This window comes from Kitasatospora sp. MMS16-BH015, assembly GCF_002943525.1.
In the GTDB taxonomy this organism is placed as follows: domain Bacteria; phylum Actinomycetota; class Actinomycetes; order Streptomycetales; family Streptomycetaceae; genus Kitasatospora.
In genome coordinates this window covers 4,595,281-4,609,178 of sequence record NZ_CP025394.1, presented here as the reverse complement: position 1 = coordinate 4,609,178, position 13,898 = coordinate 4,595,281, and the positions used below count along the sequence as shown (strand labels likewise).

The window sequence follows — 13,898 nt, the reverse complement described above, 5'->3', positions numbered from 1 at the left end:
ACCACGATCAGACCCCTGCAGGTTGGAGGACGTTGTGCGAGTGAGCGTGGTCGGCGCGGCCGGCTACATCGGCGGGGAGCTGCTGCGGCTGCTGCTGGGGCACCCCGAGTTCGAGCTGGTGGGCGCGGTCTCCTCGCGCTTCCCCGGAAAGCGGATCGACGGGGTGCACCCGAACCTGCGCTCCGTCACCGACCTGGCCTTCTGCTCGGCCGAGGAGGTGCCGGAGAGCGACGCCGTCTTCCTGGCCCTGCCGCACCGGGTGGCGATGACCCAGATCGAGCAGTGGCGCGACCGGGCCGGCGTGGTGCTCGACCTGACCGGCGACTTCCGGCTGGCCGATCCCGAGGTCTTCCGGCAGTACTACGGCGAGGACCACCTCGCCCCCAAGCTGCTGGAGGCCTTCGTGCCCGGCCTGCCGGAGCTCTACCGGGAGCGGCTGCGCACCGCCGACCTGATCAGCGTGCCCGGCTGCATGGCCACCGCCGCCGTGCTCGCCCTCCACCCGCTGGTGGCGCACGACCTGATCGACCTTGACCGGGGTGCCCAGGTCGACGCCCGGACCGGCTCCAGCGGCTCGGGGGCCACCGCGGGCCCGGCCAACCTGCACGCCGAACGCAGCGGCGCCATGCGGGTCTTCGCCCCCACCCGGCACCGGCACGAGGCCGAGATCGCCCGCCACCTGGGCCTGCCCACCGCGATGACCGCCACCGGGGTCGAGGCCGTGCGCGGCGCCCAGACGCTCTGCCACGCCACGCTGCGCCCCGGCGTGGACAGCAAGGCGGTGCGCCGGGCCTTCCGGGTGCAGTACGCGGACGAGCCCTTCGTCCGGGTGGTCGCGCACCAGCGCGGCATCCACCGCTACCCCGACCCGAAGATCCTGCTGGGGTCGAACTTCTGCGACGTGGGCTTCGCCGTGGACGAGGAGCAGGGCCGGCTGACCACCATCGGCGCCCTGGACAACCTGGTCAAGGGCGGGGCCGGCAACGCCGTGCAGTGCCTCAACGTCCGGATGGGCCTGCCCGAGCACCTCGGCCTGACCTTCCCCGGCCTCCACCCGCTGTAGCCCCCGGCCGAACCGGAGAGAGCGTGACCACCCAACCCCTGACCGTCGTCAAGGTCGGCGGCAACCCCGCCGTCGACGCCGCAGGCATCTGCGCCGACCTGGCCGGCCTGGTCCACCAGGGCCACTCCGTCCTCCTGGTGCACGGCGGCTCCGGCGAGATCGCCCGCCTGGGCGGCCGGCTCGGCGTCCCGCACCGCACCCTGACCGCCCCCGACGGCGTCTCCACCCGCTACACCGACCCCGAGACCCTCGAGGTGGTCGTGCTCGCCCTGGCCGGGGCGGTCAAGCCCCGGCTGGTGGCCGAGCTGGCCCGCCACCGGGTGCCCGCCGTCGGCCTGACCGGCCTGGACGGCGGCCTGCTGCGAGCCCGCCGCAAGGCGGCCGTCCGGGCCGTGGTCGAGGGCCGCACCGTGCTGGTCCGGGACAACCAGAGCGGCCGGATCACCACCGTCGACCCCACCCTGCCGCAGGCCCTGCTGGCGGCCGGCTTCGTGCCGGTGGTCTCCCCGCCGGCCATCGACGAACACGACCGCCCGGTCAACGTGGACGCCGACCGGGCCGCCGCCGCGCTGGCCGCCGCCCTCGGCGCCGAGCAGCTGCTGCTGCTCACCGGCGCCCCCGGCGTGCTGGCCGACCCGGCCGACCCGGCCAGCCTCCGCGCCGGCCTGCGGATCGCCGCTACCGGCGCCCCCGACCCCTCCGCCACCGGCGGCATGGCGCTCAAGCTGATCGCCGCCCGCGAGGCGCTGGCCGGCGGGGTCCCCACCGTACGGATCGCCGACGGCCGCACCGAGCGCCCGGTCAGCGCGGCCCTGGCCGGGGCCGGCACCACCGTGCACCTGGCCGAGGCTGCGGCGGTGCCGGCATGAGCGCCACCGAACGCGGCGCCACCGTGTGGCTGACCGGGCTGCCCAGCGCGGGCAAGACCACGCTGGCCCTCGCCCTGGCCGAGCGGCTGCGCGCCGAGGGCCACCAGGTGGAGGTGCTGGACGGCGACGAGATCCGCGAGTTCCTCTCCAAGGGCCTGGGCTTCACCGAGGAGGACCGGCACACCAACGTGACCCGGATCGGCTTCGTCGCCCAGAAGCTCGCCTCGCACGGCGTCAAGGTGCTCGCCCCGGTGATCGCCCCCTACGCCACCTCCCGCGCCGCCGTCCGCGAGCAGCACGACAAGGCCGGCACCGACTTCCTGGAGATCCACGTCGCCACCCCGGTCGAGGTCTGCTCCGAGCGGGACGTCAAGGGCCTGTACGCCAAGCAGGCCGCCGGCGAGATCGCCCACCTGACCGGCGTGGACGACCCGTACCAGGCACCCGAGCACCCGGACCTGCGCATCGAGACCCAGCGGCAGTCGGTGGCCGAATCCGCCGCCGCACTGCACGCCTTCCTGACCACGAGGGGCCTGGCATGACGACCGCGACCCGTACCGGGACACCCGCCGACACCGGGACACCCGCCCGCACCGGGGCACCCGCCCGCACCCACCTGGACGCGCTCGAGGCAGAGGCGGTGCACGTCTTCCGGGAGGCCGCCGCCCAGTTCGAGCGGCCGGTGCTGCTCTTCTCCGGCGGCAAGGACTCGATCGTCATGCTGCACCTGGCGGCCAAGGCGTTCTGGCCCGCGAAGGTGCCGTTCGGCCTGCTGCACGTGGACACCGGCCACAACTTCCCCGAGGTGCTGGCCTACCGCGACCGCGTGGTGGCCGCGACCGGCGTGCGGCTCGACGTGGCCAGGGTGCAGGACTTCATCGACGACGGCCGGCTGCGCGAGCGCCCGGACGGCACCCGCAACCCGCTGCAGACCGTCCCGCTGCTGGACGCGATCGCCACCCACCGCTTCGATGCGCTGTTCGGCGGCGGCCGCCGCGACGAGGAGAAGGCCCGGGCCAAGGAGCGGGTCTTCTCGCTGCGCGACGAGTTCGGCCAGTGGGACCCGCGCCGCCAGCGCCCCGAGCTCTGGTCGCTCTACAACGGGCGGCACAGCCCCGGCGAGCACGTCCGGGTCTTCCCGCTCTCCAACTGGACCGAGCTGGACGTCTGGCAGTACATCGAGCGCGAGGGGATCGAGCTGCCCGAGATCTACTTCGCCCACCAGCGCGAGGTGTTCTCCCGCCACGGCATGTGGCTCACCGCCGGCGAGTGGGGCGGCCCCGCCGAGGGCGAGCGGGTCGAGACCCGCCGGGTGCGCTACCGCACCGTCGGCGACATGTCCTGCACCGGCGCCGTCGACTCCGACGCCGCGACGCTGACCGAGATCATCGCGGAGATCGCCGCCTCGACGCTCACCGAGCGCGGCGCGACCCGGGCCGACGACAAGCTGTCCGAGGCTGCCATGGAGGACCGCAAGCGCGAGGGGTACTTCTAACCATGACGACCGAACTGCACGCCACCGAAGCAGACTTCGGCGAGGCCGCCGCCCCCGCCGCGCTGCTTCGGCTCGCCACGGCCGGCTCGGTGGACGACGGCAAGTCGACCCTGGTCGGCCGGCTGCTGCACGACACCAAGCAGGTCTTCGCCGACCAACTCGACGCCGTGGAGCGGGTCTCCCGCGAGCGCGGCCTGGACGGCGCCGACCTGGCGCTGCTCACCGACGGCCTGCGCGCCGAGCGCGAGCAGGGCATCACCATCGACGTGGCCTACCGCTACTTCGCCACTCCCGCACGGCGGTTCATCCTCGCCGACACCCCCGGCCACGTGCAGTACACCCGCAACATGGTGACCGGCGCCTCCACCGCCCAACTCACCGTGGTGCTGGTGGACGCCCGGCACGGCGTGGTCGAGCAGACCCGCCGGCACGCCGCCGTGGCCGCTCTGCTGCGGGTGCCGCACGTCGTCCTGGCCGTCAACAAGATGGACCTGGTCGACTACCAGGAGCACGTCTTCGCCGCCATCGCCGAGGAGTTCACCGCCTACGCCCGGGAGCTCGGCGTGCCCGCCGTGACCGCGATCCCGATCAGCGCCCTGCGCGGGGACAACGTGGTCGAGCCCTCCGCGCACACCGACTGGTACGGCGGCCCGACCCTGCTCGAGCACCTGGAGACCGTCGAACTCGACGGCGACCCGGCCGACTCCCCCGCCCGGATGCCGGTGCAGTACGTCCTGCGCCCGCAGCGCGAGGAGTTCCGCGACTACCGCGGCTACGCGGGCCAGGTCACCTCCGGGGTCTTCCGCCCGGGTGACGAGGTGGTGCTGCTGCCGGCCGGCCGGCGGACCACCATCGCCGGGATCGACCGGCTCGGCGAGCAGGACGTCGAACTCGCCCTGGCCGAGGACTCGGTGACGATCCGGCTGGCCGAGGAGATCGACCTCGCGCGCGGCGACCTGATCGCGGCCGTCGAGCGGGCCCCCCGGGTCACCCAGGAGGTCACGGCCACCGTCTGCCACCTCGCCGACCGCCCGCTGCGGGCCGGCGACCGGGTGCTGCTGCGGCACGGCACCGCCACCGTCAAGGCCCTGGTCCGCTCGCTCGACTCGGTGCTCGACCTGCAGACCCTGCGCCGCGAGCCGGGCCCCGAGGCCCTGCACGCCAACGACATCGGCCGCGTCACGCTGCGCACCGCGGCGCCGCTGCCGCTGGACGACTACACCGAGCACCGCCGCACCGGCTCCTTCCTGCTGGTGGACGAGGCCGACGGCACCACCCTGACGGCGGGCATGGTCTCGGCGGAGCACTGACCCGACGACGAAGGCCCGGTCCACTACTCGGCGGACCGGGCCTCATGCGTACCCCCGCGGCTACGGCCGGACCGCGTACTCCAGGGTGTCCAGCACCCGGGCCGCGTGCTCGCGCAGCTGGTCCACCGAGTCGGCGGCCATCGTGAAGGAGAGGAAGAAGTTCTCCTGGTCCAGCCGGGTGACCCGGTAGCCGTGGGCCAGATTGACGTCGAGCACCCCGGGCAGGGCGAGCAGCTCCGCCTCGGTGGTGGCCACCTCGACCGTGCCGACCTCCTTGGCCTCCACGTCGAACCAGCCGAGCATCGGCCGCTCGCGCGGTGCGGGCACCTGCTCCGGCGTGTACTCGCCCAGCGCCATCGCGACGATCACCGCGTACACGTCGATGCCGTACAACTCGCCGAGCACGTGCGGGATCTGCCCGCCCCCGGCCCGCAGGTTGATCTCGATCAGCTCGGTGCGGCCCGCCGCCGTGCTGCGGCCCTCGAAGTGCAGCCAGACCTGGTCCAGGCCGCGGTCGGCGCAGAGCCCGCTCACCACCTCACTGAGCTCCCGGACGCCCGCGCGGACGAACTCCCGCTGCGGCGGGTGCAGTTCCAGGCCGGCGTCGTGGTGGCGCAGGTCGTCGTGGTCGGGCTTCTCCACCGCGAGCAGCGGGTGGAAGCGGCCGCCGAGCACGGGGCCGTCCACCGAGAACTCGACCCCGTCCAGGAACTCCTCGGCGATCAGCTCCACCCCGCCCTTGCCGGCCCGCTCCAAGTCGGCCAGATGGGCCAGCAGTTCCTCGCGGTCGTCCACCCGCTTGACCAGGTAGGAGGCCGAGGACTCCCGCGCGGGCTTGAGGATGGCGGGGAAGAAGTCCACCGCCAGCGGGTCACCCGTGAACCTGATCGCCGAACGCCCCGTCGCCCGCAGGTGCTCCCGGACGGCGTACTTGCTGACCAGCACCTGCCGGGCCGGGCCGCCGCCCGGCAGGTCGTAGTGCGTGGTGAGCGCGATGCTCCACTCGATCAGCTTCTCGACCATGCTGACCACCGCGATCGGTGTGATCCCGCGCTCCTCGATCCGCGCGAGCAAGGCCGGCAGCTCCTCGCCGTCCCAGTCGAAGACCACGTGGTCCTCGCAGAGCCCGGCATTCGGGTCCGCCGGCAGGTTGGAGACCAGCACCGGTCGAAGGCCGCGGGCGCGGATCTCCCGGACCGCTGCGGGCACGTTGCCGATGGCTATCCAGGACAGGACGAGCACGGATTTCATGACGTGACCTCCGGGGGGGATTGCGAGAAGGCGTGCGCGACCACACGCGCGGTGATGCCGGCACGCGGCGCGCCGGAAGATTCCTGCCGAAGAAACCGAACTCGTCGGCCGAGCACGGAGCGAGGCTCCCGGCCGGGCCCGGGCGACTCGGTCGCCCACCCCACCGGGAGCCTCGCTCCCCGCCTTACGGCCGGTCAGGCCAGCCGCGTGCGCAGGAAGTCGGCCACCCCGAGCAGCGCCTGCTTGCCCTCGGGCAGCACCGAGGCCATCGAGAGGAAGCCGTGCGGCAGGTCGGCGTGCGGCCGGAAGTCCACCGTGGTGCCGGCGTCCGCGAGCGCCTTGGCGTACGCCTCGCCCTCGTCCCGCAGCGGGCAGTACTCGGCCGTGACGATCAGCGCCGCCGGGAGCCCGGAGTGGTCCGCCGCGTTGAGCGGCGAGGCGTAGGGGGAGGCACCGTCGGCCGGGTCGGCCAGGTAGAGGCTCCAGAACCACGGCACCGAGATGCCGTTGAAGAACATCGGGTCGACGTTCTCGCGCATCGAGGCGGTGTCCGAGCCGTACTGCAGCGCCGGGTAGACCAGCACCTGGGCGGTGATCTCCGGTCCCTTGCGGTCCCGGGCCATCAGCGAGACCACGGCGGCCAGCGTGCCGCCGTTGCTGTCGCCGGCGACCGCGAGCCGGGAGCCGTCCCCGCCGAACTCACCGGCGTGTTCGGCCACCCAGGCGGTGGCGGCGTAGCAGTCCTCGGGCGCGGCGGGGAAGGGGTGCTCCGGCGCCAGCCGGTAGCCCACCGAGACGATCATGCAGCCGGACAGGTCGGAGAGCGCGCGGCAGAACGCGTCCGAGGTCTGCAGGGTGCCGACCACGAAGCCGCCGCCGAAGAAGTACATCAGCACCGGCAGCGGCCCGGTGCTGTCGGTGACCGGGCGGTAGACCCGCAGGGTCAGCGGGCCGGCCGGGCCGGGGATGTCCAGGTCGAAGACCTCCTCCGGCTGCGTGGTCCAGTCCCAGGCGGTGGCCTCGGTCGCGGCGTCCGCCGTCCGGGCGTCCTCCACCGACATGGTGTAGAGCGGGGTGAAGCCGGTGGCAACGCGAAAGTTCCTGATGCCCTCGACGACCGGATGAAGCGGCATGCAAAACTCCCCGAATTCCAGAGGTGTCAACGGTGCGCCACGGTACGGGCGCCCTGCCCCGGGCCGCCTCCGCGACAGGTGCATTCCGGCGGACGCATTTCGCTGACCCGGCCCCTGGCCGGTAAGGATTCCGCTTACCTCGCGCGCGCCGGGCCCGTGCCAGCATCTAGTTCGCCGCACCGGATTGCGCAGCCGGACCGCGCAGTCCGCCGCCTGGACTCCGAGGGGAAGCACGCCGCGCCATGACCATCGAGATCAATGCCGCACAGGCCCGTGTCTACGACAACTTCATCGGCGGCGACAGCGGTTTCGAGACCGATCGCGCGGCCGGTTTCTGGATCCGGCTCCAGGCCCCCGACCTGATCGCCGCGATGCAGGAGAACCGCGCCTTCCTCTCCCGGGCCGTGCGGTGGCTGAGCGCCCGCGGCATCGACCGCTTCATCGACATCGGCTCCGGCTTCCCGCTGTCGCCGAACACCCACGAGACCGTGCTCGCCGCGCACCCCGAGGGCTCGGTGGTCTACTGCGACCTCGACCCCACCGTCGGCGAGCGCACCCGCGCACTGATCGCCGAGGAGCCGCGGGCCGCCTTCGTGCCGGCCGACATCCGCGAGCCCGAGGCGATCCTGGCGCAGCCGGCCGTCCGGGCCCTGATCGAGGCCGGCCGGCCGGTGGCCTGCATCCTGGCCGCCGTCCTGCACTTCGTGCCGGAGGAGGCCGACCCGGCGCGGATCACCGCCGTGCTGCGGGACGCCCTGCCGGCCGGCAGCCACCTGGTCATCTCGCACGTCGCCTCGGACCTCCCCTGGCGCCCGGAGAACAGCCCCGAGGTGCTGGCCCGGGCCACCGAGGACATGCACCTGCGCTCGGCGGCCCAGATCGCCGGCCTGTTCGAGGGCTTCGAGCTGCTCGACCCCGGCGTGGTGCCCGCCGCCGAGTGGCACCCGGACGCCGGGGCGGTGGCCACGGACTTCGTCCTCCCGATCCACGGCGCGGTCGGCCGCAAGGCCTGAGCCCCGCTCCGCCGACGCGCACCAAGCCCGCCGGGCCCAGGGCGCCCGGCGACGCGCACCAAGCCCGCCGGGCCCATCGACCTCAGACACAAGGAGCATCGCCCCATGACTGCGGACCTCCTCTCCGCCCAGGACCACATGGACCTCGCCGCCCGCTGGGGCGGCCCCGACTCCGTGCCGTTCCCGGTCGTGCTCTCCGAAGGAGAGGGTGCCTGGGTGACCGACTCCGAGGGCCGGCGCTACCTCGACTTCCACGGCGGGTACTCCGCGCTCAACTTCGGCCACCGCCACCCGGCCCTGGTCGCGGCGGCCAAGGCCCAGCTCGACCGGATCACGCTGAGCACCCGGGCCTTCCACAACGACCAGTACGGGCCGTTCTGCCGCGAGCTGGCCGAGCTGACCGGCACCGAGATGGTGATGCCGTCCAACTCCGGCGGCGAGGCGATCGACACCGCCATCAAGGTGGCCCGCAAGTGGGCCTACCAGGTCAAGGGCGTGCCGGACGGCGCCGCCGAGGTGATCGTGGCCGCCTCCAACTTCCACGGGCGGACCATCTCGATCATCTCCTTCTCCTCGCACGAGAACCACAAGGCCGGCTTCGGCCCGTTCACCCCCGGCTTCAAGACCGTGCCGTTCGGCGACATCAAGGCGCTGCGCGGCGCGGTCACCGAGAACACCGCGGCGATCCTGCTGGAGCCGGTGCAGGGCGAGGCCGGGATCGTCGTCCCGCCCAAGGGCTACCTCAACGAGGTCCGGCAGCTCTGCGACGACAGCAACACGCTCTTCATCGCCGACGAGGTGCAGTGCGGCCTGGCCCGCACCGGCGACACCCTGGCCCTGGACCACGAGGGCGTCAAGGCCGACCTCTACACCCTCGGCAAGAGCCTGAGCGGCGGCCTGCTGCCGCTCTCCGCGCTGATCGGCCGGGCCGACGTGCTCCGGGTGATCGGGCACGGCGACCACGGCTCCACCTTCGGCGGCAACCCGCTGGCCTGCGCGGTCGGCCTGGCGGCGGTACGGCTGCTGGCCACCGGCGAGCTGCAGGAGCGCTCGCGCGAGCTCGGCGCCCACCTGCACACCCGGCTGAACGAGCTGGACGGCGTCACCGAGGTGCGCGGACGCGGCCTCTGGGCCGGCGTCCAGATCGCCGAGGAGCGCTGGGCGGACCGCAGGGTCACCGAGCGGCTGGCCGAGCGCGGCCTGCTCTGCAAGGAGGCCCGCGGCCACCTGCGGGTCGCCCCGCCGCTGGTCGTCACCCGCGAGGAGATCGACCTCGGCGTCGACATGATCGCGGAGGTGCTGGCCCCGTGAGCGAGTTCGACGGGCTGGTCGCCCTGGTCACCGGCGGTGCCTCCGGCATCGGCCTGGCCACCGCGAAGCTGCTGCAGGAGCGGGGCGCCCGGGTGGCCGCGCTCGACCTCAAGCCGGAGGGGCTGCCCGAGGGCGTCCTCGGCGTGCAGGTGGACGTCACCGACGACGCCCAGGTGCAGGCCGCCGTGGCCGCCGTGGTCGAGCGGTACGGCCGGCTCGACGTGGTGGTCAACAACGCCGGAATCGGCGCGATCGGGGACGTCACCGCCAACAGCGACGAGGAGTGGGCCCGCGTCCTGGACGTCAACGTGATCGGGATGGTGCGGGTGGCCCGGCACGCGGTGCCGCACCTGCGGCGCTCGCCGGCCGCGGCGATCGTCAACACCTGCTCGATCGTGGCCTGGGCCGGGGTGCAGCAGCGCGTGCTCTACTCCGCCACCAAGGGCGCCGTGCAGGCCCTCACCCTGGCCATGGCCGCCGACCACGTCCGCGAGGGCATCCGGGTCAACTGCGTGGCCCCCGGCTCCGCCGACACCCCCTGGATCGGCCGCTCCCTCCAGGACACCCCCGACCCGGTCGCCGCCCGCGCCGCCCTCGACGCCTTCCAGCCCACCGGCCGCCTGGTCACCCCCGAAGAGATCGCCCACGCCATCGCCTACCTGGCCGGCCCCTACGCCACCGCCACCGTCGGCACCACCCTGGCCGTGGACAACGGCATGCACGGCCTCCGCCTCCGCCCCCAGGCCTGACCCCGCCCACACCCCGGACATTCCCGGGCAACTCGCGAACCCGACGCCCCCCGGCGGCCACCACGACTACCGTCTCCGGTACGTGTAGCCACGGGGGGCTTTCGGATGAGCAATCAGATCGTGCGCGCGCTGGAACACGCACCGGCTTCGGCTGCCTCCCTGGTCTCGCCCGTGTAGCGAATCCGAACGCGCGCCGCCTTCGTGCGATTGGTTCCAGGCATGCTGACACCTCGTCACCGCCCGGTCAGCGCTTCGGTCGCAGACATCGTGAGACCACACCAATGGATGTGCGGAGTGGGTGCTCTACACCCGCGCTCAGCTGCCTCGGGTACCGGGCCCGCATGGCATCGCTGTGCATCCGAGTCTCCGCGAATCGGATGCGCAAGAGCATACATAGCTCACGTCATCGGCAAGCCAAGTCCCCAAGAGCGATGTGCGTGCCGAGGGGTGACGGCTCATCAATAGCGACTTCCGACATCGCGCTGTGGGAACCGAACCGCTGGGGGCGAAGACGTCAGATCGACTCGATCGCGATGCGGCGGTGACACAGCCGACGCAGGTCCTCCGGGTCACTTGTCACGATCGTCACATCGCCGCGCTCGAGATGCGCGGTCGCTGCCAGCATTGCGTCGATGGCGTACTTATGGCCGTGCAGTCCCTCGGCCGCGAGCAGCTTGCTCGCCGCCCGTGCGATCTCTTCCGTGATCGGCCGCACCTTGGCCAGGGACACGGCGTGGTCGAACGCCGCCTGGGGCACCTTGGGGTCACGTGCTTCGACCAGTGTCGCCGCGCTCGTCACGACCAGGAGGTCCAGCGTTCGTGCAACATCCAGCCAAGTGGTCATGTCGCGCTGCCGGCGGGAGAGCTTGGACAGTGCCTCGCTGTCAAGTACGAGGGTGCCGCTCACGCGGCGTCGGCCGGGGCGGCGTCTCCACGGTGAGCGGCATGGTGTGCGCGGATGCGTTCAGCTTTGGCCGCCACCTCGGCCGCGTCGACCGGGCCGTGCTCGGCCTCGGAGGCTGCAATGTACTCGTCGATGACCTCACGCTGGAGGTGTCGCTGCACGGCCTCTTCGATATAGGAGGAGACGCCCTGCCTGCCAGCGCGCGCGCGAATCGCCTCCAAGGTCTCGGCCTGCAGGGAGACGCTGGTGACTCGGGTCTTGCCGGGGCGAGGCGTGTCCATAGCAGAAGTGTAGTACATGATGTGTGAGCGTGACGTAGCTTCCGGCCCGCAGCTACTGCGTGCGTGGCGCCAGCTCCCGTAGGGTCGCCTGTATGCGACTGAGCACGGTGATCCTCCCCATCCACCGGTGGAGCGAGGGGCAGAAGATCTGGCAGCGGGCCGAGGACCTCGGGTTCCACGCCGCCTATACGTACGACCACCTGAGCTGGCGGTCCTTCCGGGACGAGCCGTGGTTCGGGTCGGTGCCGACGCTGACCGCGGCCGCGTGCGCGACCGAGCGAATTCGACTCGGCACGCTGGTGACCTCGCCGAACTTCCGGCATCCGGTGACGCTGGCCAAGGAGCTCATCACCCTGGACGACGTCTCCGGTGGGCGGGTCACGCTCGGGATCGGGGCCGGCGGCACCGGGTTCGACGCCACCGCGATGGGGCAGGAGGCCTGGTCGCCGAGGGAGCGGGCCGACCGGTTCGCCGAGTTCCTGCCGCTGCTGGACGAGCTGCTGACCACCGACGCCACCACCCGCGAGGGCACCCACTACTCGGCGGTCGAGGCCCGGAACATCCCCGGGTGCGTCCAGACGCCCCGGCTGCCCTTCTACGTGGCCGCCACCGGCCCCCGCGGCCTCAAGCTGGCCGCCGAGCACGGCCAGGGCTGGGTCACCTACGGCGACCCCAGGGGCCCGGCCGACGTCCCGGTCGAGCAGGCCCCCGAGGTGATCGCGGCGCAGCTCGCCAAGCTGACCACCGCCTGCGAGGCCGTCGGCCGTGACGTCGCCGGCCTCGAGAAGGTGCTGCTCCAGGGCTCCACCGCCGAGAAGCCCCTCCAGTCCCTCGACGCCTTCGTCGACTGGGCCGGCCGCTACCAGGAGATCGGCATCACCGAACTGGTCATCCACTGGCCCGTTCCCGACTCGATCTTCGCCAACGACCTCGCCGTCTTCGAACAGATCGCCACCGAGGGCCTGGCCCAGCTGGCCTAGGTGTACTTGGTCATGAGGTTGGTGACAGTCGGGTGATCGGGGGCTGGCCGCCGAGCGCGCTGTGTCGGCGGCCAGTGTTGTAGAAGTCGAGCCATGGCGCGAGTGCGGCTGCGCGTCGGTCGTTGCTGGTGAAGACCTGCCGGTAGGCCCACTCGGTCTGCAGGGTGCGGTTGAAGCGTTCGACCTTGCCGTTGGTCCAGGGGCAGTGCGGCCGGGTGAACTTCTGGCGGGCGCCGAGGGCCTGGCAGGCGGCCTGGAAGTCGTGCGAGATGCGGTAGTTCTTGGCGTTGTCGGTCATGACCCTTTCGATGCGGGTGATGCCGTGGGCGCGGAAGAACTCCGCCGCTCGGGTGAGGAAGCCCGCGCAGGTGGTGCCCTTTTCGTCGGTGAGGATCTCGGCGTAGGCCAGGCGGCTGTGGTCGTCGACGGCGGCGTGGACGTGTCGTAGCCCAGGCCGCGCCCGCGGACTGCTTCGCTGCGGCCGTGGGCGCGGTGGCCGCCGCCGTCGGGGATCTTCCCGAGCTTCTTCACGTCGAGGTGGATCATGTCCCCGGGCCGGGCGTGTTCGTAGCGTTCGGCGCTGGACCGGGTGGCGCGGATTACCTGTCCGGTCAGCGGGTCGCAGGCGGACAGGGGCGGGATGTGGTGGCGTCGCAGGATGCGGCTGACGGTGCGGGCGGGGACGCCCGTGTGCTCGGCCAGGCCGTCGGGGCCGCACCGCAGTTCCTGGCGGGCGGTCAGGACCTGCTGTTCGACGGCTGCGGGTGTGTGGCGCGGGCACCGGTGGGGGGCGGCTTGAGCGGTCGTGCAGGCCGGCCCTGCCCTCGGCCCGGTAGCGGTTGACCCAGCGGTGGGCGCACTGCCGGGAGACGCCCAGTTCTTTCGCAACGTGCGCGACCGGCCGCCCGTCGAGGACGACACGGCGTACCAGCAGGCATCTGCCGTGAAAGGTCAGCCGGGCATTAGCGTGGGGCACCAGGACCTCCGAGGTGAGTGAAGACGGCAAACTCCACTACGCCCGGAGGTCCCTTGCTGATCAACTACCGACCGGCCCTGTCACCAACGTGTCGGCCGAGTACACCTAGGCGGGGCCCAGCCCAGCCCCCACTCCTCAGTCGTACAGATCTGCGGCGAGCTCGTCGATCCGGGTCCGCAGCACGGCCCGGCGGGCTCGGTCGCCGGCCGTGTGGGAGGTCCCTGCACGGATCCGTTCCAGCAGCGAGCGTGCTTGGGGGTCGCCGTCGAACAGGGCCTCCAAGGCCGGAGTGGCAGCGAGGGTGAGGAACCCGGCCAGAGCGGTGGCGAGATCGGGGTCGTCCTGGGCCGCCGGAAGAAGCTGCGAACGGTGGTGGTAGCGAGGTGGAACTGCCGGGTCTCACCCAGACGCAACGTACCGCTCGTCAGAGGTGGAAGCTCGGCTCCCCCGGCGGCCGACTCGGCCGGCCGGTCGGGCACGTGGAGGGCGAGACTGCTCAGCAGGTCGGTATCCCGGTCGAGGAGAAGTTGAGGCCGCGGACAGCCGGCTGGCGCCGGCCCGAC

14 protein-coding genes and 1 pseudogene are annotated in these 13,898 nt (G+C 72.5%); 9 read left to right on the top strand and 6 right to left on the bottom strand.

Translation table 11 applies throughout. From position 1 onward, the window contains the following. Positions 1–34: 34 nt before the first annotated feature. From argC to CFP65_RS19885, 5 genes are read left to right on the top strand one after another with little or no spacing between them, the layout of a single operon-like run. The gene (gene argC, locus CFP65_RS19905) at positions 35–1,063 is read left to right on the top strand and encodes an N-acetyl-gamma-glutamyl-phosphate reductase (RefSeq protein WP_104817440.1); all 1,029 of its coding nucleotides are present in this window, start codon (positions 35–37) and stop codon (positions 1,061–1,063) included. 23 nt (positions 1,064–1,086) lie between these two features. Continuing rightward, positions 1,087–1,932 carry a [LysW]-aminoadipate kinase gene (locus CFP65_RS19900; RefSeq protein ID WP_104817439.1) on the top strand — a complete coding sequence of 282 codons (846 nt, stop codon included), beginning with the start codon at positions 1,087–1,089 and terminating at the stop codon, positions 1,930–1,932. After that, positions 1,929–2,474, top strand: a complete 546-nt coding sequence (gene cysC / locus CFP65_RS19895; protein WP_104817438.1) for an adenylyl-sulfate kinase — start codon at positions 1,929–1,931, stop codon at positions 2,472–2,474. The genes CFP65_RS19900 and cysC overlap by 4 nt, the downstream gene beginning before the upstream one ends. Further along, positions 2,471–3,427, top strand: coding sequence for a sulfate adenylyltransferase subunit CysD (cysD, locus tag CFP65_RS19890; protein WP_104817437.1), 957 nt, complete (start codon positions 2,471–2,473; stop codon positions 3,425–3,427). The genes cysC and cysD overlap by 4 nt, the downstream gene beginning before the upstream one ends. Positions 3,428–3,429: 2 nt before the next feature. Continuing rightward, the gene (locus CFP65_RS19885; protein WP_104817436.1) at positions 3,430–4,737 is read left to right on the top strand and encodes a sulfate adenylyltransferase subunit 1; all 1,308 of its coding nucleotides are present in this window, start codon (positions 3,430–3,432) and stop codon (positions 4,735–4,737) included. 60 nt (positions 4,738–4,797) lie between these two features. Here the strand turns inward: CFP65_RS19885 and CFP65_RS19880 are convergent, their stop codons facing one another. Next, positions 4,798–5,988 carry an acetyl-CoA carboxylase biotin carboxylase subunit family protein gene (locus tag CFP65_RS19880; protein WP_104817435.1) on the bottom strand — a complete coding sequence of 397 codons (1,191 nt, stop codon included), beginning with the start codon at positions 5,986–5,988 and terminating at the stop codon, positions 4,798–4,800. Positions 5,989–6,182: 194 nt separating this feature from the next. Continuing rightward, complete coding sequence (locus tag CFP65_RS19875) at positions 6,183–7,121, bottom strand: alpha/beta hydrolase (RefSeq protein WP_104817434.1); 939 nt, start codon at positions 7,119–7,121, stop codon at positions 6,183–6,185. Positions 7,122–7,363: 242 nt separating this feature from the next. Between CFP65_RS19875 and CFP65_RS19870 the strand changes: the two genes are divergently transcribed. From CFP65_RS19870 to CFP65_RS19860, 3 genes are all read left to right on the top strand, one after another. Beyond that, positions 7,364–8,134: an SAM-dependent methyltransferase gene (locus CFP65_RS19870; protein ID WP_104817433.1), complete on the top strand. Its 771-nt coding sequence runs from the start codon at positions 7,364–7,366 to the stop codon at positions 8,132–8,134. Between the two features lie 105 nt (positions 8,135–8,239). Next, entirely contained in the window at positions 8,240–9,445 is a 1,206-nt protein-coding gene (gene rocD, locus CFP65_RS19865; protein ID WP_104817432.1) for an ornithine--oxo-acid transaminase, read from the top strand. Next, positions 9,442–10,194: an SDR family NAD(P)-dependent oxidoreductase gene (locus CFP65_RS19860; RefSeq protein ID WP_104817431.1), complete on the top strand. Its 753-nt coding sequence runs from the start codon at positions 9,442–9,444 to the stop codon at positions 10,192–10,194. Before rocD ends, CFP65_RS19860 begins: the two co-directional genes overlap by 4 nt. A gap of 514 nt (positions 10,195–10,708) precedes the next feature. Here CFP65_RS19860 and CFP65_RS19855 read toward each other — a convergent pair. Together CFP65_RS19855 and CFP65_RS19850 are read right to left on the bottom strand one after the other, a co-directional pair. Further along, positions 10,709–11,101, bottom strand: a complete 393-nt coding sequence (locus tag CFP65_RS19855) for a type II toxin-antitoxin system VapC family toxin (RefSeq protein ID WP_104817430.1) — start codon at positions 11,099–11,101, stop codon at positions 10,709–10,711. Then, positions 11,098–11,379 (bottom strand): hypothetical protein, encoded by a 282-nt coding sequence (locus tag CFP65_RS19850; protein ID WP_254552474.1) that lies wholly within the window; start codon positions 11,377–11,379, stop codon positions 11,098–11,100. The genes CFP65_RS19855 and CFP65_RS19850 overlap by 4 nt, the downstream gene beginning before the upstream one ends. A gap of 92 nt (positions 11,380–11,471) precedes the next feature. Here CFP65_RS19850 and CFP65_RS19845 point away from each other — a divergent pair, with 92 nt between their 5' ends. Next, positions 11,472–12,359 carry an LLM class flavin-dependent oxidoreductase gene (locus tag CFP65_RS19845; RefSeq protein WP_104817428.1) on the top strand — a complete coding sequence of 296 codons (888 nt, stop codon included), beginning with the start codon at positions 11,472–11,474 and terminating at the stop codon, positions 12,357–12,359. A gap of 10 nt (positions 12,360–12,369) precedes the next feature. Here CFP65_RS19845 and CFP65_RS19840 read toward each other — a convergent pair. Both CFP65_RS19840 and CFP65_RS39080 read right to left on the bottom strand, forming a co-directional pair. Beyond that, positions 12,370–13,335 (bottom strand): annotated as a pseudogene (locus CFP65_RS19840) (IS481 family transposase). 135 nt (positions 13,336–13,470) lie between these two features. Beyond that, positions 13,471–13,617: a hypothetical protein gene (locus CFP65_RS39080; protein ID WP_158702265.1), complete on the bottom strand. Its 147-nt coding sequence runs from the start codon at positions 13,615–13,617 to the stop codon at positions 13,471–13,473. Positions 13,618–13,898 lie beyond the last annotated feature (281 nt).